Below are 22,368 nucleotides of genomic sequence, written 5' to 3' on the forward strand. Positions count from 1 at the left end.
ATACGCGTCGCGGCGCCGCTGAGTCAGGGACGGTGTGCCGCACCGGGGTACCGTCACTGGGAGCCAGGCTCAGTGCCCGCACCGCGACGAGGGAACGTTCCGGCCGGTCGGGAGGTGTGACCCGGGTGGGGCCCGGGCGCTCAGTAGACAACGACCCAGGTCGACCCGCAGCCGGCGGGTCCCGGGCCGGCCCGAAGGGCGCCGGGCCCCCATCCGTCGCACAACGTCCCGAAACGGCTATCGCTACCCCGCTTTCCGGGAACCGACACCACCGTAGGACCGTCCTGTCACGTTGACGCAGGCCGCGGCGATTATGGTGGTCCTCTGCGTACGGACACGAAGGGGCAGTGGTGAACGACGGCGACGGGACGCCCGCGGCTGCGGGGCGTGAGAGGCGGTTCGGCCCGCTGGGCACGGCCCTGGTGATCATTCCGACCTACAACGAGGCGGAGAACATCAAGGCGATCGTCACGCGCGTGCGCGAGGCCGTCCCCGAGGCACACGTGCTCGTGGCCGACGACAACAGCCCCGACGGCACCGGCAGGCTCGCCGACGAACTGGCGGCCGCGGACGACCACGTCCAGGTCATGCACCGCAAGGGCAAGGAAGGGCTGGGCGCCGCCTACCTCGCGGGCTTCCGCTGGGGCCTGGAGCACGGCTACGGCGTGCTGATCGAAATGGACGCCGACGGCTCCCACCAGCCCGAGGAACTGCCCCGTCTGCTGACCGCCCTCAAGGGCGCCGACCTGGTGCTCGGCTCCCGCTGGGTGCCGGGCGGGCGCGTGGTGAACTGGCCCAAGTCCCGCGAGTTCATCTCGCGCGGCGGCAGCATGTACTCGCGGATCGCGCTCGATCTGCCCCTGCGCGACATCACCGGCGGCTACCGCGCCTTCCGCCGCGAGACCCTGGAAGGTCTCGGCCTCGAGGAGGTCGCCTCGCAGGGGTACTGCTTCCAGGTAGACCTCGCCCGCCGGGCGATCAAGGCCGGATACCACGTGGTCGAGGTGCCGATCACGTTCGTCGAGCGCGAACTCGGCGACTCCAAGATGAGCCGCGACATCCTCGTCGAGGCCCTGTGGCGGGTCACCACCTGGGGTGTGGGGGAGAGGGTCGGCAAGGTCCTGGGGCGCGACAAGCGGTCCGACGCGGTGCCCGGCGGGCCGGAGGCGCACGGCGGCAAGCCGACGAAGCCTGCGGAGCCGACGAAGGTGCCCGACGGCAACGCCTGACCGGCTCCCTATGCCGCCCGACCGGCCCCTTATGCCGCACTGAGCCGGGGCCAGGCACACTGGGAGTATGACGACTGGCGCTCAGACCCCCAGGTCCCCCGCCCGGCCTCCGCGCTCCCGGCTGCGCACCTTCTTGCCGCTGGGCGTCGCCGCGTGGCTCGTGCTGGAGATCTGGCTGCTCGTCATGGTCGCGGGGGCGTCCAGCGGCTTCGTGGTCTTCCTGCTCCTGGTCGCCGGCGTCGTCCTCGGGTCCGTGGTCATCAAGGCGGCCGGCCGCCGGGCCTTCCGCAACCTCACGGAGACGCTCAACCAGCAGCAGTCGGGCACCCCGCCCGAGGCCGCCCGCCCGAACAGCGAGGGCAACGGCCTGATGATGCTGGGCGGGCTGCTGCTGATCCTGCCGGGCTTGATCTCGGACGCGCTCGGCCTGCTCATGCTGCTGCCCCCGGTGCAGAAGGCCGTGAGCCGTTACGCCCAGCGGACGGTCGAGCGCAAGCTCCGCGACGCCGGCCCGGGCACCCTGGGCGACGCCTTCCGCCAGGCCCGGATGCACCGTCCGGACGGCAAGGTGGTCCAGGGTGAGGTCGTACGGGACGACCCGGACGACTTCCCCCAGGACCCCCGGCCGCCGTTGACGCGCTGACCTGCGGCTCCGTCCCACGTCCCGGACCCGCCACGGCCTGGACCCGGCACGCGACGGACACGACAAAACCGCGGGTGCCGTACATGAAGCTCATGTACGGCACCCGCGGTTGTGCTGTCGTGTCGCCTACGGTTTCCCGCTACGCACTCTTGCGGCTGTCACGCGGATGGACCGCGATGTTCATCGCGCCGGAGCGCAGAACGGCCAGCCGCTCCTCGAGGACCTCTTCGAGCTCCTCGCGGGTGCGTCGCTCCATCAGCATGTCCCAGTGCGTACGCGCGGGCTTGGCCTTCTTCTCCTCAGGGCCGTCGCCGTCCACCAGAAGTGCCTGGGCCCCGCAGACCTTGCACTCCCACTCCGGCGGGATCTCCGCCTCGACCGAGAAGGGCATCTCGAATCGATGCCCCTTCTCGCATGCGTACTCCACGGCCTGGCGCGGGGCCAGGTCGATGCCGCGGTCCGTCTCGTAGCTGGTCACCACGAGGCGCGTGCCGCGAAGAGCTCGCTCACTCATGAATCGTGCCTCCCGGGCTTGTCGCCCACAGGACAGGTGTCGCTGTCGTCGTCATCCGGTCAACGTCCGGGCGGCGGTAAAGATTCCCGTCCCGACTCCCGATCCGGGCCCTGCGTCGCCGTCGCAGCCGCAGCCTTGCAACCAGTGCAGTACCCGCCGACGTCCGGTTTGTCACCTCTGCTGACAGATGTGACATAGCGATTCGGCACCTTTGACGCGCAGTAACGGTACGCCTGGCAGGCCAAACGCGTACACTACAGCCCTTTCGCGCCGAGTGCTAAATCCTTTCGGGCACCGGATTGCCCGCGTCGCCGATCGCCCGCCGTACGGGCACCCGCGCGAGCAGCACGAAACCGATCACGAAGAAGGCGACCAGGGAGATGATCGCGTCGCGGTAGCTCCCGGTCAGCTGGTAGGTGAGCCCGAAGAGCAGCGGCCCGAGCCAGCTCATTCCGCGGTCGCTCAGCTCGTACGCCGAGAAGTACTCGGCCTCCTTGCCCGGCGGGACCAGGTGGGAGAACAGGGAGCGGGACAGTGCCTGGCTGCCGCCCAGGACGAGCCCGATCCCCGCGGCCAGCACGAAGAACCACGCGGGCGCGCCGGCCGGCAGGAAGTACCCCGCGGCGAGGGTCACCGTCCAGGCGACCAGCGATCCGAGGATGGTGCGCTTGGCCCCGTACCTCCGGGCCAGCCGGCCCAGTGCCAGCGCGCCCGCCACCGCCAGCACCTGGACGAGCAGCACCGCCACGATGAGCGTGGACTGCCCGAGGTCCAGTTCCTCGGAGCCGTAGACCGAGGCCTGGGAGATCACCGTCTGGATGCCGTCGTTGTAGACGAGGTACGCGAGCAGGAACGCCAGCGTCAGTGGACGGCGGCGCATGTCGCGGACGGTCGCCGCGAGCTGCCGGAAGCCGGGCAGCGCGGCCTCCCGGGCCACCGCGCGCCGGTCGCGCAGCCGCCGGAGCGGAATGAGCGCGAAGGCGCCCCACCACAGACCGGCCGATGCCAGGCAGATGCGGACCGCCGCGCTCTCGCTCAGCCCGAAGGAGTCGTGGCCGGTGTAGAGGACCAGGTTGACGACCAGGACGAGGGAGCCGGCCGCGTAGCCGAAGGCCCAGCCGCGGGAGGAGACCGCGTCGCGCTCCTCGGGCGGGGCGATCTGGGGCAGGTAGGAGTTGTAGAGCATCATCGCGACCGACTGCGCCGCGTTGGCGACGACCAGCAGCACGCCGCCCAGGAGATACCGGTCGCCGTCGAGGAAGAACATGCCGGTCGTGGCCGCCGCCCCGGTGTACGCGGCGGCGGCCAGCAGCGGCTTCTTGCGGCCCGAGCGGTCGGCGGCGGCACCCACCAGGGGCATCACCAGCACCGCGACGATCACCGACAGCGACACCGAGTACGCGAAGAACGACCCGGCGCGCACCGGTATGCCCAGCGGGTGGACGTACCCGTCCGGGTCTGCCGCGGACTCGGCCACCGAGGTCAGATAGGGGCCCAGGAACACGGTGAGCACGCTCGTCGAGTAGACGGAGCACGCCCAGTCGTAGAAGTACCAGCCGCGCTGCTCGCGCCGCCGCTCGGCCGCCCCGTCGGCCCCGTCGGCCGCGTCCGTCCGCAGGGTGTCGGTGCCCACCCGTGCCCTCGCTTCCCCGTGCACGCGCACCGTCCCCGGGGCGCGGCCGGGCCTCATGCCCAGACGCCGCGGTCCTCCATGACCTTGCGCAGTGTGTCGATGTGATCGGTCATGATGCCATCCACTCCCAGGTCGAGGAGCCGGTGCATCCGGTCCGGATCGTTCACCGTCCAGACGTGCACCTGCAGCCCGCGCGCGTGGGCCGCGCGCACGAAGCGGTGGTCCACCACCCGGACGCCCGACTGGACCTCGGGAACCTGCGCGGCCACCGCCGAGCGGCGCAGTGCGGCCGGCAGGCCCCAGGAGCGCAGCCGCAGGCCGAGGACGCCACGGGTGCCGTACGAGGTGGCCAGGCGCTCACCGGCCAGCCGCTGGGCGCGGACCACACGGGCCTCGGAGAACGAGCCGACGCAGACCCGGTCCCAGGCGTTGTGCCGCCGGATCAGCTCCAGGAGGGGCTCCAGCGCCGGCTCCGCCTTCACGTCGATGTTCCAGCGCACCTCGGGGAAGGTCTCCAGAAGCTCCTCGAACAGCGGCACGGGTTCCGCGCCCGCCACGCGCGCGTGCCGCACCTTCTCCCACGGCAGGTCCGCGATCCGCCCCGCTGCGTCCGTCACCCGGTCCAGGGTCGCGTCGTGGAAGGCGACGAGCTTCCCGTCCAGGGTGGCGTGCACGTCGGTCTCGATGTACCGGTAGCCCGCCTCCACCGCGCGGCGGAACTGCCGCAGCGTGTTCTCCAGGCCGTCCGCCGCCCCGCCCCGGTGGGCGAACGCGAGCGGGCCGGGACGGTCGAGGTAGGGATGGCGTATCGGGGTGGTCACCGACGCAGTATCGCGCGCCGGGGCCGGCCGGCGGCAACCACCGTGCTGCCGTACGGTGTCGACGGCACGGCGAACACGCGCAGGAACACCTGGGCGAGCGGGCCGATCGACACGGCGTAGAGCAGGGTGCCGACGCCGACCGTGCCGCCGAGGGCGAAGCCCGTCACCACGACGGTGATCTCGACGGCGGTCCGCACCAGCCGCACCGAGAGCCCGGTGCGCTGGTTCAGCCCCGTCATCAGGCCGTCACGCGGGCCCGGGCCGAACCGTGCGGCGATGTACAGCCCGGTCGCCGCGCCGTTCAGGACGATGCCCGCCACCATCGCGGTGATCCGCGGCGTCCAGCCGTGGGCGTCCGGGACGACGCTCAGCGTGGCGTCCATCGCGGCGCCGATCACCAGCACGTTGGAGACCGTGCCGAGGCCCGGCCGCTGGCGCAGCGGTATCCACAGCAGCAGGACCACCGCTCCCACGACGGTCAGCACCAGGCCCATCGACAGCCCGGTGTGCTCCGCGAGGCCCTGGTGCAGCACGTTCCACGGCTCGAGGCCGAGCCCGGACCTGACCAGCAGCGCGGAACTCGCGCCGTACAGGACGAGACCGCCGTAGAGCTGGATCAGCCGCCGCGCGAGGTGGCCCTGCCTGAGCTGCCTGGGCTGCCCGGGCTGCCTGGGTTTCCTGGTCAAGAGATGCCCCCTGGGTGGTCGTGGTGGCCTGCCGCATGACACCCTGTGGCTTGATAGGGAGAGTCAACCATGGCCAATTCGGGGAAGGTGGACTGATTTCCATGGCGCAGTGGACCTCGGCCGTGGGGGCGGGGCAGCTTGCCCGGCTGCTCGGCTCGCAGCAGGACCGCCCGGCCGGGCCCGGCACCCGCCGCCCACCGGCCTACCGCGCGCTCGCGGACGGCATCCGGCTGCTCGTGCTGGAGGGCCGTGTCCCGGTCGCCGCCCGGCTTCCCGCCGAACGCGAACTGGCCCTCGCCCTGACCGTCAGCCGCACCACCGTCGCCGCCGCCTACGAGGCGCTGCGGGCCGAGGGCTTCCTGGAGTCCCGGCGGGGTGCGGGCAGCTGGACCGCCGTCCCGGCCGGAAACCCGCTGCCCGCGCGAGGGCTGGAGCCGCTGCCGCCCGAGGCCCTCGGCTCCGTCATCGACCTGGGCTGCGCGGCGCTGCCCGCGCCCGAGCCCTGGCTCACCCGCGCGGTGCAGGGTGCCCTCGAGGAGCTGCCGCCGTACGCGCACACCCACGGCGACTACCCGGCCGGACTGCCCGCGCTGCGCGCGATGATCGCCGAGCGCTACACCGCGCGGGGCATCCCCACCATGCCCGAGCAGATCATGGTGACCACCGGGGCGATGGGTGCGATCGACGCCATCTGCCACCTCTTCGGGGGGCGCGGCGAGCGCATCGCCGTGGAGTCCCCCTCCTACGCCAACATCCTCCAGCTCATGCGCGAGGCCGGTGCCCGGCTGGTGCCCGTCGCGATGGCCGAGGGGCTCACCGGCTGGGACGTGGAGCGCTGGCGCCAGGTGCTGCGCGACGCCGCGCCCCGCATCGCCTACGTCGTCGCCGACTTCCACAACCCCACCGGCGCCCTCGCCGACGACGACCAGCGACGGCGCCTGGTGGACGCCGCCCGCTCGGCCGGGACGGTGCTCGTCGCCGACGAGACCATGAGCGAGCTGTGGCTGGACGACGACGTCGAGATGCCGCGCCCCGTGTGCGCCTTCGACCCGGCCGGGTCCACCGTGATCACCGTCGGCTCGGCGAGCAAGGCCTTCTGGGCCGGGATGCGCATCGGCTGGGTCCGCGCCGCCCCCGACGTGATCCGCAGCCTGGTCGCCGCGCGCGCCTACGCCGACCTGGGCACCCCGGTGCTGGAGCAGCTCGCCGTGAACTGGCTGTTCAGCACCGGCGGCTGGGAACAGGCCGTGACCGTGCGCCGTGAACAGGCCCGGCAGAACCGGGACGAGCTGGTGGCGGCGGTACGGCGGGAGCTGCCCGCCTGGGAGTTCGAGGTGCCCCGCGGCGGGCTCACCCTCTGGGTACGGACCGGGGGCCTGTCGGGCTCCCGGCTCGCCGAGGCGGGGGAGCGGGTGGGCGTCCGTGTTCCCTCGGGGCCGCGCTTCGGGGTCGACGGCGCCTTCGAGGGGTACGTCCGGCTGCCGTTCACGGTCGGCGGCGCCGTGGCCGAGGAGGCGGCGGTGCGACTGGCCGCGGCGGCCCGGCTGGTGGAGAACGGCGGCGGCGTCGGCGGCGGCGAGGCGCCACGGACGTTCGTGGCGTAGCTGTGCCGTCCCGGCGGTTTGGCGGCGCGGCTGACCGGTGGGCGGTAGCCGGGTGCGGCGGGGCCGGGGCGGCGCGGTGGGTCGCGCCGGCCCCGGCCCCGCCGTAGGGATCAGGAGGTTTCCGCCGCGACCGCCTCGGCCGGGACCGGCTCGGCGGAGCCCGGCTCCGCCGCTGCCGCGGTGACCGGCTCCGTGTCCGCCGCGGCCTCCTCCGGCTCGCTCGCGGCCGCGGGGTCCGGGGCGTCCTCCTTCTCCATGGAGACGGCCTTCGACTCCGCGTCGGCCTCCGCCTTCGCCTCCGGGGGAAGGGGCGCCTGCTCCCCGTCCGCCGGCGTCGTGCGCGGGGGAGCAGATCGAGCACCGCCTGCCGGTGTGTCTCGCTCGTCGCGTCGTCGTAGGGGTCCGGGGTGGCCGGAACCTGGAGGCGGTGCACCGGTCCGGTGCCGAGGCGGGCGTATCCCCGGCCGGGCGGGACCTGGTCGACGGGTGTCGTGTGCGGGGGAGCGCCCAGCGCGGTCGTCAGCTCGTCCGCCGTGGCCGGGCCGAGCACGACACGCGCGCGTGTGTGCTGCCGTACGGCGTCGGTCAGGCCGTCCAGGGCGTCCAGCTGGTCGGCGACGACCACGGTCACGTTCGCGGCCCGGCCGTGCCGCAGCGGGATCTGGAGCAGGGTCTGCGGGTCCCGGCGGCCGTCCGTGTCGGCGAGGTGCGTGAACGCGGTCGGACGGTCCAGGAAGACCCACAGGGGCCGCCGGGTGTCCTCCGGCGCCGCCAGACCCTGCTGACGGGCCCGGTTGACGGAGATCAGACGCCGTTCCGTCTCGGCGGCGGCCCACTCCAGGCTGGTCAGTGCGCCGGTGAGGCCGCACTCCACGGCCAGGACACCGTCCCGGCCGACCAGGCAGGTGTACTCACCGGTGCCGCCGCCGTCGACGATCAGCAGGTCGCCGTGGTGCAGCGCCTGGAGGGCGACCGAGCGCAGCAGGGTGGAGGTGCCGGTCCCGGGCTGCCCGAGGACCAGCAGGTGGGGCTCGGTCGAGCGGATGCCGGTGCGCCAGACGACCGGCGGTACGTCCCGCTGCTCCGCGCCGTGGGTGAGCGGGAGCGTGCGCTGGACCCCGGTGGGGTCGGTGAAGCCGAGGACGGTCTCGCCGGGTGCCGTCACGAAGCGCTGGGCGGCGATGTCGGTGGGGAGCGCGGGGAGCACGTCCACCGAGAGGTGGTTGGCCTCCTCGTCCCACGTGAAGCGGTACTCACGGCCCCGGCCGGCCTTCGCGGTGAGCAGGTGCTCGATCCGGGCCCGGGACTCCGCCTCGCCGTCGGTGAAGTAGGCGGGGTAGCGGATCACCAGGTGGGCGACGCGGCCGTCGTCGTCGAAGTCGTGGGCCGGGAAGGCCTTCTCCCACCCACCGCCGTGGGTGTACAGGGGGGCGGGGTCCTCGGCGATCGAGAAGTACGGGACCAGCGCCTCGTAGAGGGACTGCAGACGCAGGTTCCGGGAGTCGTCGGTCCCCTCGGGCACGGGCGGGGTGCGGTCCCTGCCCTGCCAGGCTGCCGCCGCCATCAGGACGATGACGGCGAGCAGCGGGCCGTACGGCACGAGCGCCACGACCAGGACCACTGAAGCCACCAGGAACAGGAGCGCGCCGCGCCGGTCCTTGGGGGTCTCGGCCCATCTGCGCCGCGCGGCCGCGGCCAGTCGGCGCAGACCGCGGGCGATCGTGATCAGCGGCTGGAGGACGTCGGTGGCGCTGTCGGCCGCCGTCCGGGCCAGCTCCCGGCTCCGGGCGAGCTGCGCGCCGCCGTTGCTCAGAATGCGGGGGAGGGGCCGCCGGGCCACTGCTGCCTCCTGGAGGTGCGTACGTGCGGGTGTCGGGCGGGGGAGCGGGCCGGTCAGAACTTGATGCCGCCGAGCAGGCCCGCCAGGCTCTCGCCGCCCGCCTTGATGCTCGGGGCGATGGCCGTACTCGCGAGATAGAACCCGAAGAGCACGGCGACCAGCAGGTGCGAGGCCTTGAGGCCGTCCTTGCGGAAGAAGATGAAGACGACGACGCCGAGCAGGACGACGCCTGAGATCGAGAGGATCATGTGAGTTCTCCTGGTTCACGGGGACAGTCACCATGAGTACTTCCAGGCTCACAGCATGTATCCATACGATAAAAGGTGCAAATGGGGGAAATTCGCGAGAATTGCCCCAGGTGGCGGAGAGGTCCTTGATCCGCTCGGGTGCCCCGCGAGCCAGTACCCTGGCGATTCACTCGCACGGCCACACCGCTCGTGGCCGTGCGCACACGTTGTCCCCGGCGTTCGTCAGCCTTCCCCGACGGGCGTCACGTTCGCAGTGATTGCGCAGTGAGAGGTGGTCCGGCCGATGAGTGAAGCCCCCGACCCCGAGGTCGTGGAGCTGGCGACCAAGATCTTCGACCTGGCCCGGCAGGGGCGGACCGAGGAACTGGTGGCTTACGTGGACGCCGGTGTCCCGGCCGACCTCACCAACGACCGCGGCGACTCCCTCGTCATGCTCGCCGCCTACCACGGCCACGCCGACGCGGTGCGTGCGCTGCTCGCCCGTGGCGCCGACGCCGACCGTGTCAACGACCGGGGTCAGACCCCGCTCGCCGGAGCCGCCTTCAAGGGTGAGACGGAAGTGACCAAGGCGCTTCTGGAGGCCGGCGCGGACCCGTCGGCGGGCACTCCGTCGGCCGTCGACACGGCGCGGATGTTCGCCCGGACGGATCTGCTGGAGCTGTTCGGCGCCTCGTGACGGGACGGCGGAAGGGGCCCCGACCGGGTCCACTCCACACTTTCTGACCAGGGAAAACACTGAAAACGGGGGAGGCGGTACAGGGCCGCCGAAATTTCGGTCGCGGCAGATGTGACCGCCGGGTCATCATGACGACGTGGTTCACGGACGTGATGGCTGGGCAGGTGTTGCCGCACCGCGCGGGCCGTGACACGGCCCGCAAGGGCCACCGACGAGAGGCAGAGGAACATGGTCTTCAGCAAGCAAGAGACGGCGGGCGCTCCGACGTGTTGGCGCACGGCCAGGTAACGCGTGCTCCCCGGTTGCGTCGACGCTTGATGTGAGGCTGTTTCCCATGTTCGATCCGGTCATAGCGCCCAGCGGTACGCTGCTCGGCCTGCTTCAGCGGGGTCGCGGCGACGGCACGCTGCACGCGCTCACCGCTCCGCGCGCCGAGGCGCTCGCGGCGCTGAACCACTGTGTGCTCCACGACCCCCGCCACGACTGGCAGGTCGAGAACCGCTCCCTCTACTACGCCCGCCTCTACCTCGACCTGAACGGCGAGCTGGACGCGATCGAGGCCCACCTCTTCGACCCCGAGGACGTCCTGGACGCCGACGAGTCGCGCACCGGGCTGGCCCTCGCGGTCCTCGGTCACCTCGCCTCCTACGGCAGGCCGGACGCGCTCCGGCTGCTGCGCCGGTACGCCGCCCACGGCGTCAACTGGGCGTGGGCCCTGGACGAGCTGGCGCTGCGCGACGACGACGCCGGTCTGCGGGCCCTCGCCGCGCCCGTGCTGGCCCGCTTCCCGCGCGACGCGGAGGGCGAGGCCGAGCTGGCCGCCGCCGTGCGGGACGCCTTCGAACCCCGGCCCTGGCGGCTGTGGGCCGACGATCCCCGCGAATCGATCGCCACGCGCGTGCGTGCCGCGCAGGAGACGGGCTGTTTCGATCGCTGGCAGCGCCAGATGAACTCCACCGGCCCGCGTCCCGGCTGGAGCGTGCGAGCCGTGTTCGAGTGGGCCGACCAGGGCGTCGAGCGCGGCACCCCGCTCCATGTGCCGGCCGCCCGCTGCCTCACGGCCGTCGCCGGCCCCGAGGACCGCCCCGAGATCCTCGAGGCCGCGCGGTCCGGCACCGAGGGCGCCCGCTGCACCGCCCTGCGCTATCTCGCCGACGGCAACGACCCGGACGTCCTCGACCTGATCGAGGGTGCCGTGGCCACCGGCGCCACCCCGGTCGTGGAGGCCGCCGTCGCCGCCTACGAGCGGATGCGCAGCCTCGCCGCCGTCGACCGGGCCCGCGGCTGGGTGCACCGACCCGACGCCCTGGGCGCCGCCGCCGGACGCGTGCTGGCCTGCCGGGGTGCCGCCCAGGACCGCGATCTCGTCCTCGCCGCGCTGCGGGAGGCGGTACGCGGGGAAGGCCCCGACGCGCCGACCCTGTGGACCCTCGTCGACGGCGCCGGACGGCTCGGCATCGCCTGCGCCGCCCCCGTACTGCGCCACGTCTACCGTGAGACCGCCTCCTCCCACCTGCGTGGCCGGGCCGCCCGCGCGCTGGCCGCCACCGATCCGTCCTTCGCGGCGGGCTTCGCCGTCGAGTGCCTGTGGGACTGCGAGGAGACCACCCGCGAACTCGCCGCCCGCCATGCCGAGACCGGCGACAACCGCGTCGTCGAACGACTCCGCAGACTCGCCGCCGACCCGGCCGAGGAGGACGAGGTCCAGACGGCGGTACGCAGCCGCTTCGGCCCGGACACGCCTGCCGTGTGACCGCCGTGGAGCGCGGGGCGCCGGTGGGCGGGCCACCGAGGCGGCCCCCGGCCCCGGTGTCCCGCAGGGGGTGCGCCGCCGACGCGTGGCCGCCGGGCAGGCGGGTGGCCCGCTTCTGCGGCCACGGCGCCGGCGATGCGGCCCCGGGCGTCGGTGTGCCGTCGGACCGGCCGCTGTCCTCGGCCACGGAACGCACCGGTGTCCCCGGCACCGTGCCCTCACGGCGCACGAGGCGGACGCCGTGCCGCCTCCGGTGCGAGCCCGGCGCGGGCGCTACGGCGACGCGTCCCGGCATCCTGGATCAGCCCACGCGGTACTGCTCGTCACGGGCGTCGGTGAGGAACATCTGCCCCGGTGCGTGGGTGAGTGCGAAAGGCGGCCGCGAGGCCATGACCGCCGCCTGCGGAGTCACGCCGCAGGCCCAGAACACGGGGATGTCGTCCGGCTCGCGCTCCACCGCGTCGCCGAAGTCGGGCCGGTCCAGGTCCGCGATGCCGAGCGCCGACGGGTCCCCGCAGTGCACGGGGCTGCCGTGCACCGCCGGGAGCAGGCCGCTCTCGCGAATCGCCGCCGACAGGTGAGCGGGCGGCACCGGACGCATCGACACCACCATCGGCCCGCGCAGCCGCCCGGCCGGACGGCACCGGCGCGAGGTGACGTACATCGGGACGTTGCGGCCCTGCTCGACGTGCCGGATCGGGACGCCCGCCGCGGCCAGCGCCCACTCGAAGGTGAAGCTGCAGCCGATCAGGAACGACACCAGGTCCTCCCGCCAGTACGCGCGCACGTCCGTCGGCTCGTCCACCAGCTCGCCGTCCCGCCACACCCGGTAGCGCGGCAGATCGGTGCGCAGGTCCGCGCCGTCGGCCAGCACGGTGGTCCAGGCCCCGGCATCCGTGACGTCCAGCACCGGACACGGCTGCGGGTTGCGGGTGCAGAACAGCAGCATGTCGTACGCCCAGTCGGCGGGCACGGAGATGAGGTTGGCCTGGGTGTGGCCGGCGGCGACCCCGGCCGTGGGGCCGGTCAGCCCTTCCCGGAAGCGGGCGCGGGCCGTTTTCGGGCTCCACGCGTGCGCGTGCTCGTCGACGAGGGCGAGCGGCCGGTCCCCGGTCGCGGGGTGCGGCTGGTTCATGCCAGTTCCCTTCCGCGTGTCTCCGGCAGCCCCAGCAGGGCCAGGGCCGCGATGCCGTAGCCGATGGCGCCGAAGACCAGCGCGCCGCCCACGCCCCAGCTGTCGGCGAGGAACCCGACCGTGGTGGGGAAGACGGCGCCCACGGCGCGTCCGGTGTTGTACGTGAAGCCCTGGCCCGCGCCCCGCACCGCCGTCGGATACAGCTCGCTGAGATACGAGCCGAACCCGCTGAAGATGGCCGACATGCAGAAGCCGAGCGGGAAACCCAGCACCAGGAGCAGGGTGTTGGCGCCGCTGGGGATGTTCGCGTACGCCAGGATGCAGACCGCCGACAGCAGCGCGAAGAGCCAGATGTTGCGCCTGCGGCCCAGCACGTCGGTCAGGTGGCCGCCGGTGAGGTAGCCGATGAAGGCACCCGAGATGAGGAACGTCAGGTAGCCGCCGGTGCCGACGACCGACAGGTCGCGCTCGTCCTTCAGGTACGTCGGCACCCAGGTGGCGAGGGTGTAGTAGCCGCCCTGGACCCCGGTGGAGAGCAGGCTCGCGAAGAGCGTGACGCGCAGCAGGCCCGGTGAGCCCGTCGTGCCCGGCTTGAAGATCGCCGCGAACGAACCCTTGCCCGCTCCCTTCTCGCGCACCTCGGCGGCCCTGGGCGCGTCGTGGACGCTGCGTCGCACCCACACCACGAGGAGGGCGGGGAGCGCGCCGGTCCAGAACATGACCCGCCAGGCCAGGTCGTCCCCGGCCAGTGAGAACACCAGCGTGTACACGACCACCGCGAGCGCCCAGCCGACGGCCCAGGAGCTCTGCACCGCGCCGAGCGTGCGCCCCCGGTGCCTGGTGCTCGCGTACTCGGCCACCAGGACGGCGCCGACCGCCCACTCGCCGCCGAAGCCGAGGCCCTGGAGGGCGCGGAAGACGAGCAGCGTCTCGTAGGTGGGCGCGAAGCCGCAGGCGACCGTGAACACGGCGTAGGTGATCACGGTGATCAGCAGCGCCCTGACCCGGCCGACGCGGTCCGCCAGCACACCCGCGAGCGCGCCGCCGACCGCCGAGACGACCAGGGTGACCGTCGTCAGCAGCCCGGTCTGGCCGCTGTCCAGACCGAAGTACGCGGCCAGCGCGACCATGGTCAGCGGCAGCGTGAAGTAGTCGTACGAATCGAGGGCGTAACCGCCGAACGCGCCGCCGAAGGCGCGACGGCCCCGCGGTCCGAGGGCGCGCAGCCAGCCGAACGGGCCGTCGTCGACGGCGCGTTCGGCCGTGCCGGGAGGACGGGTGCCGGCGGGCGGTGCCTGGGGTGGAGGGGGTGTGCTCATGGTGCACCTCGCAAGGGGAGGACGGAGGGTGCTGGTCGAGCGGTACATCGAGCGGTACTGGGTGGCACCGTAGGGGATCGTTCAACGATCCCTCAATACCCCTGTTGTTTCGTTCTGACATCTGCGATTGAATTCCGGGCATGGCAGAGCAGTTGACCGGGCTGGCCGACGACCGTGCCCTCCTCGGGCGGACCAGCACCGCCGAGCGGGTCTCGGACATCCTCAGGAGCCGGATAGCCGAGGGCTACTTCCCGCCGGGAACACGGTTGTCGGAGGACAGCATCGGCGGCGCCCTCGGCGTCTCCCGCAACACCCTGCGCGAGTCGTTCCGCCTGCTCACGCACGAACGCCTGCTGGTCCACGAGCTGAACCGCGGCGTCTTCGTCCGGGTCCTCACGGTCGAGGACGTCGAGGACATCTACCGCACCCGCTCCCTCGTCGAGTGCGCCGTGGTCCGCGGCCTGGGGGAGCCGCCGTATCCGCTGGACGGGCTCGCCGAGGCCGTCGAGGAGGGGCGCCGGTCGGCCCGTGAAGGTGACTGGAAAGGTGTGGGTACGGCCAACATCCACTTCCACCGGGAGCTGGTCGCCCTCGCCGGCAGCGAACGCACCGACGAACTGATGCGCAGCGTCTTCGCCGAACTGCGCCTCGCCTTCCACGTCGTGGACGACCCGCGGCGTCTGCACGAGCCCTACATCGCCAGGAACGCGGAGCTCCTGGAGACCCTGCAGGAGGGGGAGCGGGAGAAGGCGGCGCGACTGCTCGCGGTCTACCTCGAGAACTCGCTCAAGCGTGTCGTGGAGGTCTACCAGCGGCGGGTCGGGGACGACGCGTAGGGCAGGGCGCAGGGCGTCCCCCGCCCCGGCCGGCAAGGGGCCCGTCTGCGTCGTTTGGGCCGATGTCGGACCGAGGACCTAGTCTGTGCACCGTGACTTCGCCTGCACCGACGGACAGCGTTCCGCCCCAGCTCAGCGCGGGGCCGCGCCCCGCCCCGGGCCCGGCCGCCGACGAGGGGCTGGCGCGGCGGCTGCGCGCGCTCGCCTGCACGGCGCCGCTGCACGACCTCGACGCGCGCAAGGCCAACCTCGCCGGCGAGTACTCGGTGTACGGCATGGCGGAGGTCGCCCTCGCCGCCATCGACCTCGTCACGCTGAACATGGACTTCGACACCGGTGCCGACCACGACCAGATAGTGGCCAGGCTGATCCCGCGCGTCGCCGCCCAGGCCCCGCACCGCCCCGCCGCCGAGCACGAACGGGTGGCCCGCTGGGTCCTGGAGAACCTGATCAACGTCGGCAGCGTCGACCGCGGCTTCCGCGCCGTGTACGGGACCTTCGGCCCCGACGGCACCTACGTCCGCCGCGACTACGACTTCAAGCTGCTCGAAGAGGTCCCGGGACCCGGCGGCACGGTCTACCTGCGCACCACCGACGAGGCGGTCAACGTCCTCGTCGGCGCCCTGGACACCGACGTCACGAGCGCCCAGATCGCCGCCGAGGTCAAGCTCGAGGTGCTGATCAGCCGCGGCCGCCTCGCCGACGCCCAGCTCGCCGCCGAACAGGCCCGGTACCGGACCGTGCAGTACTCCGAGACCCTGCGCAGGGCCCTGGACGCCACCCGGCGCAACGTCCGCGCGGTGGACTGGCTCAGCGCCGTCCCCGACATGATCGCCGAGGCCCTGGACCACGTCGCCGACCGGTACCGGCACGAGAACGCGATCCTCACCAACATCCGCAAGGCCCGCGACGAGACCGAGGACGCCGAGCACAAGCGCCGCGCCGCCGAGCTGGTGGACATCGTCAAGGACTGCATCCGCCGGCACACCCAGCTCCAGTCCCGCCTCCTGGAGGCCGGCCCGCTCTTCCGCGCCGAACAGGACCGGCAGGCCTTCGCCACCCCCCTGACCACCTCAGGCCTCGACCTGTACGGCCACCTCGTCGCCCCCGTGCTGCCGTTGCCCGTGGAGAGCGCGCTGCGCGTCACCGACGCCTTCTTCGCCCGGGGCACCGGCCTGCGCACGCCCGTCTCCGTCCGGGTCGGCGACCTCGTCGACATACTCCTCACCCCGCCGGTGGAGCGGGAGCACCTGGGCGCCGAGATGCCGGAGCCCGACCTGATCGCCACGCCGGACGACAGCCGCTTCAGCGAGGAGCAGCTCGCCGCCGCCATGGAGCTGCTCGACCTGCCGCACGACGCCCCGCGCCGGCTCTCGGGGCTGCTGGCGGACGCCCGCGGCCGGGACCCGGAGCTGCCGTACCTCGTCGCCCTGCTCGCGGTCCACGCCGCCAGTCCGCCGGTCGGCACCGCCTACCGCCAGGGCGAGCCGAAGCTGTTGTTCGCCGTGGACGACGGCACCGAGCTGGACGACCCCGAGTTCGGGGGCGCCGATCTCATCGTCGGCACGGCGCTGCTGGACGCGGCCAGCATGGCCGCGGACCGCACGGAGGCGGCATGACCGGCCCGCGCCGCCCCGACCACCGTCCCACCCACCGCCCGGCCCGACACCGAGACGCAGAGCGGCAGCAGAGCAAGGAGTACCGACCGTGACCGAGCACGTCGACCGGAGCGAGCCGGCGGCGGGTGCCGCGCCGGCCACCGCGGCCGTCACGCCCGCCGACGCGGCCGACGCGGCGCGGCTCGTCGCCTTCGGCCTCCAGCCCAAGCTGCTGCCCGCCCGCGACCAGGAGTACGCCGACCTGCTGCGCCGCTACCGCGAGGACCCGCCCTTCGCGCGGCTCGCCGACGCCGTGGCGGCAGGCCTGGGGCTGGTCGTCCTGGAGGTGTCCCCGCGCGCCGGGATGGCCGTCACCGCCGCCGAGGACTCGGTGTTCGCCGTCCGCATGGGCGACTACGCGCGCCGCGCCGCCACCGACTCCGGCGACCGCTTCCTGCACGGCCTCGCCCACCTCGCCGTGGCCGCCATGGCCTACCCGCGCCCCGAAGACCTCGCCGACGACGGCTACATCGGCCGCGTCACGGTCAACGGCGTGGACGCGTTCGTCCGCCAGGCCTGCCGCAGACTCGAGGAGCGGTCGGAGCAGCGGGGCGAGAACACCGACCCGGCCACCGACGCCCCCGGCCTGGAGGCCGCCTGGCGGATCTGGGCCAGGCGCAGCGCCACCGGCGCCACCAAGGACGCGCGCAGACTTCCGGGCTCCACCACCGGCATCGTCGGAAAGGCCGCCGCCTTCCTCACCGAGTCCGGCTTCCTCCAGCGCACCGGCGACGACCACGGCGGCACCTACCGCACGACGGCCCGCTACCAGCTCCAGGTGCGCGACATGGCGGGCAGCGCCGCCATGGCCGAGCTCCTCGACCTGGGCGTCGTCCCGGTGACCGACGGCACCGCGACACTGCTGCCCGCCGAGGAGACGGACGACCTGGAGCTGGTCGCCGACGCCGGACTGCCCTTCCACTCCTCCTGACCGCCCGGCCCTGTCAGAAGGCCGCTCCACTCTGCTCCATCCGAACGTCCCCGACTTCCGAAGACTTACGAGAGTCCGCCATGTACGAGCTGTCCCGGGTCCGCCTCTACTCCATCGGACCCGCCGGTGCGCGCTACGCCGACACCGTGCTTGACCTGCGCGGTGTGGGCGAGCCCGTGCCCGACCCCGCGCCCGCGCAGGCGGAGTTCTTCGAGGAGGAGCCGGTCGGCCCGCCGCGCCGGCCCGCGCCCGCGGGTGTGCTCTTCCTGGAGAACGGCGGCGGCAAGTCCGTGCTCCTCAAACTGATCTTCTCGGTGATGCTGCCGGGCCACCGCAACACCCTGGGCGGCGCCAGCTCCGGCGTGCTGCGCAAGTTCCTGCTCGCCGACGACTGCGGACACGTGGCGCTGGAGTGGCAGCACGTGCAGACCGGCGAGTGCGTCGTCGTCGGCAAGGTCAGCGAGTGGCGCGGACGGCAGGTCTCGGGCGACCCGCGGAAGTTCGCCGAAGCCTGGTACTCCTTCCGGCCCGGCCCCGGACTGACCCTGGACAACCTGCCGGTCGCCGAGGCCACCGCCGTGCGCCCGCCCGTCGAGGGCGCCTCCGGCGCGCAGGGCAGGCGGCGCACCATGAAGGGCTTCCGCGACGCGCTCACCGAGGCCGGCAAGGCCTACCCGCACCTGGAGGTGCACTGGGAGGAGATCCACGACCGCTGGATCGAGCACCTCGGCGACCTCGGACTCGACCCCGAACTCTTCCGCTACCAGCGCGAGATGAATGCCGACGAGGGCGAGGCCGCCGGTCTCTTCGCGGTCAAGAAGGACTCCGACTTCACCGACCTGCTGCTGCGGGCCGTCACCGACACCCGCGACACCGACGGCCTCGCCGACCTGGTCGGCGGCTTCGGCAACAAGCTGGGCCGGCGTGCCGAGCTGATCGCCGAACGCGACTTCACCGCCGGGTCCGTCGACCTCCTGGGCCGGATCGTCGAGGCCGCCGAGGCGCGCACCCGCGCCCGCGACATCCACACCGCCGCCGAACGCCGCACCAGGAACCTGGCCCGCCGGCTCTCCGCCCGCGGTGCCCGTGAGCGGGTCCGGGCGGGAGACCTCGCCCAGCGGGTCACGGCCGCGGCGTACGCCGTCACGCATGCCGAGTCCGCCCGGGACCGCAGCGGTCTCGTCGCCGCCGAACTCGCCTACCGGCACGCCTCGCTGGCCCTGGCCGGCGCCGAGAAGTCCGCCGCCGCGCAGAAACGCGAACTGGCCGACGCCCGCACCCTGCACTCCGCCTGGCAGGCTGCCGAGGCCGTGCTGCGCCACCGGGCCGCCGCCGACCGCGTCGCCCGCGTGTCCGCCGCCATCCAGGAGGCCGAGCGGGACGCGGCCCCGGCCCTCGCCGCCCGTACCAAGGCCGCTGTCGACCTCGTCCGCGCCCTGCACGCGGCGGCCGGCAAGGCCGAGGACCACGCCAACGAGGAGGAGGCGAGGTCCGCCGCCCTCCAGGAGGTCAGCGACGCCGCCCACCGGGACTCCACCACCGCCGCCACCGAGGCCCAGCGCGCCCGCAGCGAGGCCGGGCACCTGCGCCAGCGCCTCACCGAGGTGGAGCAGGAGACCGCCGAGGCAGTCCGGGCCGGCTGGCTGGACGACAGCACGCCCGACGCCGATCCGGCCCGCGCCGCTCTCGCGGCCAGCGACGCGGAGAAGACGACCGTCGCCGCCTGGGACGCCGCCCGCGAGGCAGCCCGCCGGGCCACCGAGCACGCCCGTGAGGCCGCCGCCGCGGAGAGCCGCGCCGAACTGACCGCGGCCCGCGCGGCGGACGCGGCCGCCGCGGCCGAGCGCGCCCTCGAGGGCGAGCGGCGCACCGCCGAGGCACTGGCCGCGGAGGAACGGCTCGCGGAGCTGCTCGGCCTCGTCGCCGAGTCCCGCCCCGGCATCCCCCAGCCCCGCCGGGACACGGACCGGGACGACCGGGCCGCAGCCCCGAGGGGGTCCGACGGCGCGCTGACCCCCGAGGAACTCGACCGCTTCGCCGACGAACTGCGCGAACTGCTCGACGACACCGTCACCTCCGCCGAGCGCCAGCTGTTCGAGCTGCGCACCGCCGCCGCCGACGACTCCCGCATCCTCGGCGCGCTCGGCGACGGCGGGCTCCTGCCGCCCGGCCCCGACGTGCTGGCCACCGTCGAGTTCCTGGGCGAGCACGGCATCCCCGCCCTGCCCGGCTGGCGCTATCTCGCCCAGGCCGTCGACCCCGCCGACCACGCGCGCGTGCTGGCCGCCCGGCCCGAGCTGGTCGACGGCGTGATCATCACCGACCCGGACTCGCACACCCGCGCCCGCGAGGTCCTCGGCGACGCGGCCCTGCTGCCGCGCTCCGCCGTCGCCGTCGGCACGGCCGCCGCCCTCCTCGCGCCGACCCCGGCCCCCGAGTCCGGCACCGGGGACGTCTTCCTCGTACCGCCGAACCCGGCCATGCACGACGAGCAGGCCGCCGACGAGGAGCGGCACGCGCTGCGCGCCCGGGCCGGCGAGCGGGACGAGGAGATCCGCACGCTCGCCGCCCGCCTCGGCAAGGACCGTGAGCTGGCGGCCCGGCTCGCCTCCTGGCGCACCGGCTGCCCCGCCGGACGCCTCGCGGAGCTGGCCCGCACCGCCGAGGAGGCCCGCGCCTTCGCCGAGGAGGCCGAGGCCGAGCTGACCGAGGCCCGCACCCTGCGGGCCGAGGCCGACGAGAGCGCCGCGGAGGCCCTCCACCTGCGGGACGAGCGGCAGGAAGCCGCGCAGAAGGCCCGCCGCGCCGCCGACGCCCTCGCCGGCCTCGCCTTCCGCCTGCGCGAACGCGCCGGCTGGCAGGCCAAGGTGCGTGAGCTCGCCGACGAGGGAGCCGAGGCCGAGGCCCGCGCCCAGGCCTGCCTGGAGCGGGCCCGCGCCGCCGACGAGGACCGGCGCGCCGCCCAGCGGGCCGCCGACGACGCCCGCCGCACCGCCCGCGCCCTGCGCGCCGAGCGCTCCGAGATCGCCGGCGCCCCCGCCGACGTACCGGAGGAGGCACCGGGAGACGGCGCCGAGGCGTCGAAGGCGTCCCTGCCCGACCTCCGCGAGGCCTACCGCGCCGCCTCCCAGGTGTACGAGAAGGTCGGCGTCGGCGCCGACCTGCGCGCCGAGCAGGCCCGCGCGGAGAGCGACGAGAGTGCGGCCCGCGCGGAGCTGGACCGGCTCAGCAACAAGGTCCGCACCCGCGCCGGACAGCTCCTGGAGTCGCCCGACGGCTCCGACGGGCCCTCCCGGCAGGCCGCCGCCGCCCGCGCCGAGGAACTGGTGCAGCTCCTGGAGACCCGCATGTCCAGCGCGAGCGAACAGCTCGGCCGGCTGCGCGGCGAGGCCGAACGGCACGCACCCGAGGACGGCGACACCCACACCGACCTGCCCGAGGAGCTCCAGCCGCGCGACACCGAGCACGCCCAGACCCTGCTGCGCACGGCGACGGCCGAACTCGCCTCCCGCACCGAGGCGCTGGCCCAGGCCCGCGAGGCCCACGCCGAGCTGCTCGGCGCGCACCGCGCCGCCGAGGACGCGGCGGGCGGGTTCGACGAGATCGCCGCCATGCTCCGCGACCTGCTGCGCGACCACGCGCCCGAGGAGGAGCAGGACGAGCCCGAGCCCTACGCCGGCGACCTGGAGGAGGCCCGCAGGGGCGCCGCCGAGGCCCGCCGTTCGCTGCGCGCCTGCGCCGCCGACCTGTCCGCCGCCGAGGCCGCCGTACGCGAGGCGAGCGATGTCCTCGTCCGGCACGCCAACTCCACCCGCTACGAGCAGGTCCGCACCCCCGCCCGTCAGCAGATCCGCGAACTGCCCGCCGCCGCGCTGCCCGAGCACGCCGCCAAGTGGGCGGACGCCTTCGCGCCCCGGCTGCGCGTCCTCACCGACGAGCTGTCCCAGCTCGAGCGCAACCGCGACTCGATCGTGGACCGGCTGCGCGGACTGGTGGAGTCCGCTCTCGCCACCCTCCGCTCCGCCCAGCGCCTGTCCCGGCTGCCGGAGGGCCTCGGCGAGTGGTCCGGACAGGAGTTCCTGCGCATCCGCTTCGAGGAACCCGACCAGGCCACCCTCACCGAGCGGCTCGGCGAAGTCGTCGACGAGGCCACCCGCGCCGCCGTGAAGAAGAACTCCGACCTGCGCCGCGACGGCATGTCCCTGCTGCTGCGGGGCGTCGCCGCCGCCCTGCAGCCCAAGGGCGTCGCCGTCGAGATCCTCAAGCCCGACGCCGTACTGCGCGCCGAGCGCGTCCCCGTCGGTCAGATGGGCGACGTCTTCTCCGGCGGCCAGCTGCTCACCGCCGCCATCGCCCTGTACTGCACGATGGCCGCACTGCGCAGCAACGACCGCGGTCGCGACCGGCACCGCCACGCCGGCACCCTGTTCCTCGACAACCCCATCGGCCGCGCCAACGCCACCTATCTGCTGGAGCTCCAGCGGGCCGTGTCCGACGCGCTCGGCGTCCAGCTCCTGTACACCACCGGCCTGTTCGACACGACCGCGCTGGCGGAGTTCCCGCTGGTCATCCGGCTGCGCAACGACGCCGACCTCAGGGCGGGCCTGAAGTACATCAGCGTGGAGGAACACCTGAGGCCCGGCCTGCCCCAGCCGGCCCCCGCCGCCGAGGGAGAGGGCGAGGCGGTGCACAGCGAGATCACGGCGACCCGCATGTTCAAGCGCCCCGCGCAGTCGCCCGCGTAACCGCGGTCCGCGCCCACCGTCACCCGCCCCGCTCAGGACGTGAAGCCGGTGTGGAAATGAAGTGGAGGCGATGTCAGAGGTCCCCCTTATGCTGCTC

The 22,368-nt window shown here is 73.8% G+C and carries 16 protein-coding genes and 1 pseudogene; 9 read left to right on the forward strand and 8 right to left on the reverse strand.

Going from position 1 to position 22,368, the window contains the following annotated elements; genetic code table 11:
• Window positions 1-350: 350 nt before the first annotated feature.
• Window positions 351-1,229, forward strand: coding sequence for a polyprenol monophosphomannose synthase (locus tag NI25_RS32215; protein ID WP_061447184.1), 879 nt, complete (start codon window positions 351-353; stop codon window positions 1,227-1,229).
• 67 nt (window positions 1,230-1,296) lie between these two features.
• Window positions 1,297-1,872 (forward strand): FxsA family membrane protein, encoded by a 576-nt coding sequence (gene fxsA, locus NI25_RS32220; RefSeq protein ID WP_061445823.1) that lies wholly within the window; start codon window positions 1,297-1,299, stop codon window positions 1,870-1,872.
• 139 nt (window positions 1,873-2,011) lie between these two features.
• Here fxsA and NI25_RS32225 read toward each other — a convergent pair whose 3' ends face one another.
• The 4 genes from NI25_RS32225 to NI25_RS32240 all read right to left on the reverse strand — a co-directional run bounded on the left by NI25_RS32225 (window position 2,012) and on the right by NI25_RS32240 (window position 5,526).
• Window positions 2,012-2,386 carry an RNA polymerase-binding protein RbpA gene (locus tag NI25_RS32225; RefSeq protein WP_003977404.1) on the reverse strand — a complete coding sequence of 125 codons (375 nt, stop codon included), beginning with the start codon at window positions 2,384-2,386 and terminating at the stop codon, window positions 2,012-2,014.
• Window positions 2,387-2,663: 277 nt separating this feature from the next.
• Window positions 2,664-4,019, reverse strand: a complete 1,356-nt coding sequence (locus tag NI25_RS32230; protein ID WP_061445824.1) for an MFS transporter — start codon at window positions 4,017-4,019, stop codon at window positions 2,664-2,666.
• Between the two features lie 53 nt (window positions 4,020-4,072).
• A complete protein-coding gene (locus NI25_RS32235) occupies window positions 4,073-4,840 on the reverse strand; it encodes a glycerophosphodiester phosphodiesterase (protein ID WP_061445825.1) in 768 nt (255 codons plus the stop codon).
• The gene (locus NI25_RS32240) at window positions 4,837-5,526 is read right to left on the reverse strand and encodes a YczE/YyaS/YitT family protein (RefSeq protein ID WP_061445826.1); all 690 of its coding nucleotides are present in this window, start codon (window positions 5,524-5,526) and stop codon (window positions 4,837-4,839) included. The genes NI25_RS32235 and NI25_RS32240 overlap by 4 nt, the downstream gene beginning before the upstream one ends.
• A 101-nt stretch (window positions 5,527-5,627) precedes the next feature.
• On the opposite strand from NI25_RS32240, the gene NI25_RS32245 reads away from it, so the two are divergent.
• The gene (locus NI25_RS32245; RefSeq protein ID WP_061445827.1) at window positions 5,628-7,130 is read left to right on the forward strand and encodes a PLP-dependent aminotransferase family protein; all 1,503 of its coding nucleotides are present in this window, start codon (window positions 5,628-5,630) and stop codon (window positions 7,128-7,130) included.
• A 110-nt stretch (window positions 7,131-7,240) separates the two neighbouring features.
• On the opposite strand, the pseudogene NI25_RS32250 reads toward NI25_RS32245, so the two are convergent.
• Together NI25_RS32250 and NI25_RS32255 are read right to left on the reverse strand one after the other, a co-directional pair.
• Window positions 7,241-8,970, reverse strand: a pseudogene (locus NI25_RS32250) (hypothetical protein).
• 53 nt (window positions 8,971-9,023) lie between these two features.
• A complete protein-coding gene (locus tag NI25_RS32255; protein WP_007447353.1) occupies window positions 9,024-9,218 on the reverse strand; it encodes a hypothetical protein in 195 nt (64 codons plus the stop codon).
• 283 nt (window positions 9,219-9,501) lie between these two features.
• Between NI25_RS32255 and NI25_RS32260 the strand changes: the two genes are divergently transcribed.
• Together NI25_RS32260 and NI25_RS32265 are read left to right on the forward strand one after the other, a co-directional pair.
• On the forward strand, window positions 9,502-9,894 hold the full coding sequence (locus NI25_RS32260; RefSeq protein WP_061445828.1) for an ankyrin repeat domain-containing protein: 393 nt from the start codon (window positions 9,502-9,504) through the stop codon (window positions 9,892-9,894).
• A gap of 334 nt (window positions 9,895-10,228) precedes the next feature.
• Entirely contained in the window at window positions 10,229-11,647 is a 1,419-nt protein-coding gene (locus NI25_RS32265) for a hypothetical protein (RefSeq protein ID WP_061445829.1), read from the forward strand.
• 301 nt (window positions 11,648-11,948) lie between these two features.
• Here the strand turns inward: NI25_RS32265 and NI25_RS32270 are convergent, their stop codons facing one another.
• On the reverse strand, window positions 11,949-12,782 hold the full coding sequence (locus tag NI25_RS32270; RefSeq protein ID WP_061445830.1) for a putative hydro-lyase: 834 nt from the start codon (window positions 12,780-12,782) through the stop codon (window positions 11,949-11,951).
• Window positions 12,779-14,101: an MFS transporter gene (locus tag NI25_RS32275; protein ID WP_061445831.1), complete on the reverse strand. Its 1,323-nt coding sequence runs from the start codon at window positions 14,099-14,101 to the stop codon at window positions 12,779-12,781. Before NI25_RS32275 ends, NI25_RS32270 begins: the two co-directional genes overlap by 4 nt.
• Before the next feature lie 140 nt (window positions 14,102-14,241).
• On the opposite strand from NI25_RS32275, the gene NI25_RS32280 reads away from it, so the two are divergent.
• From NI25_RS32280 to NI25_RS32295, 4 genes are all read left to right on the forward strand, one after another.
• Complete coding sequence (locus NI25_RS32280; RefSeq protein WP_061445832.1) at window positions 14,242-14,937, forward strand: GntR family transcriptional regulator; 696 nt, start codon at window positions 14,242-14,244, stop codon at window positions 14,935-14,937.
• A gap of 92 nt (window positions 14,938-15,029) precedes the next feature.
• The gene (locus tag NI25_RS32285; protein ID WP_061445833.1) at window positions 15,030-16,556 is read left to right on the forward strand and encodes a hypothetical protein; all 1,527 of its coding nucleotides are present in this window, start codon (window positions 15,030-15,032) and stop codon (window positions 16,554-16,556) included.
• 88 nt (window positions 16,557-16,644) lie between these two features.
• Window positions 16,645-17,526 (forward strand): hypothetical protein, encoded by an 882-nt coding sequence (locus tag NI25_RS32290; RefSeq protein ID WP_061445834.1) that lies wholly within the window; start codon window positions 16,645-16,647, stop codon window positions 17,524-17,526.
• An 80-nt stretch (window positions 17,527-17,606) separates the two neighbouring features.
• Window positions 17,607-22,271 carry a hypothetical protein gene (locus NI25_RS32295; RefSeq protein ID WP_061445835.1) on the forward strand — a complete coding sequence of 1,555 codons (4,665 nt, stop codon included), beginning with the start codon at window positions 17,607-17,609 and terminating at the stop codon, window positions 22,269-22,271.
• Window positions 22,272-22,368 lie beyond the last annotated feature (97 nt).

The sequence above is a fragment of the Streptomyces sp. CCM_MD2014 genome, assembly GCF_000772045.1.
Lineage (GTDB): Bacteria > Actinomycetota > Actinomycetes > Streptomycetales > Streptomycetaceae > Streptomyces > Streptomyces salinarius.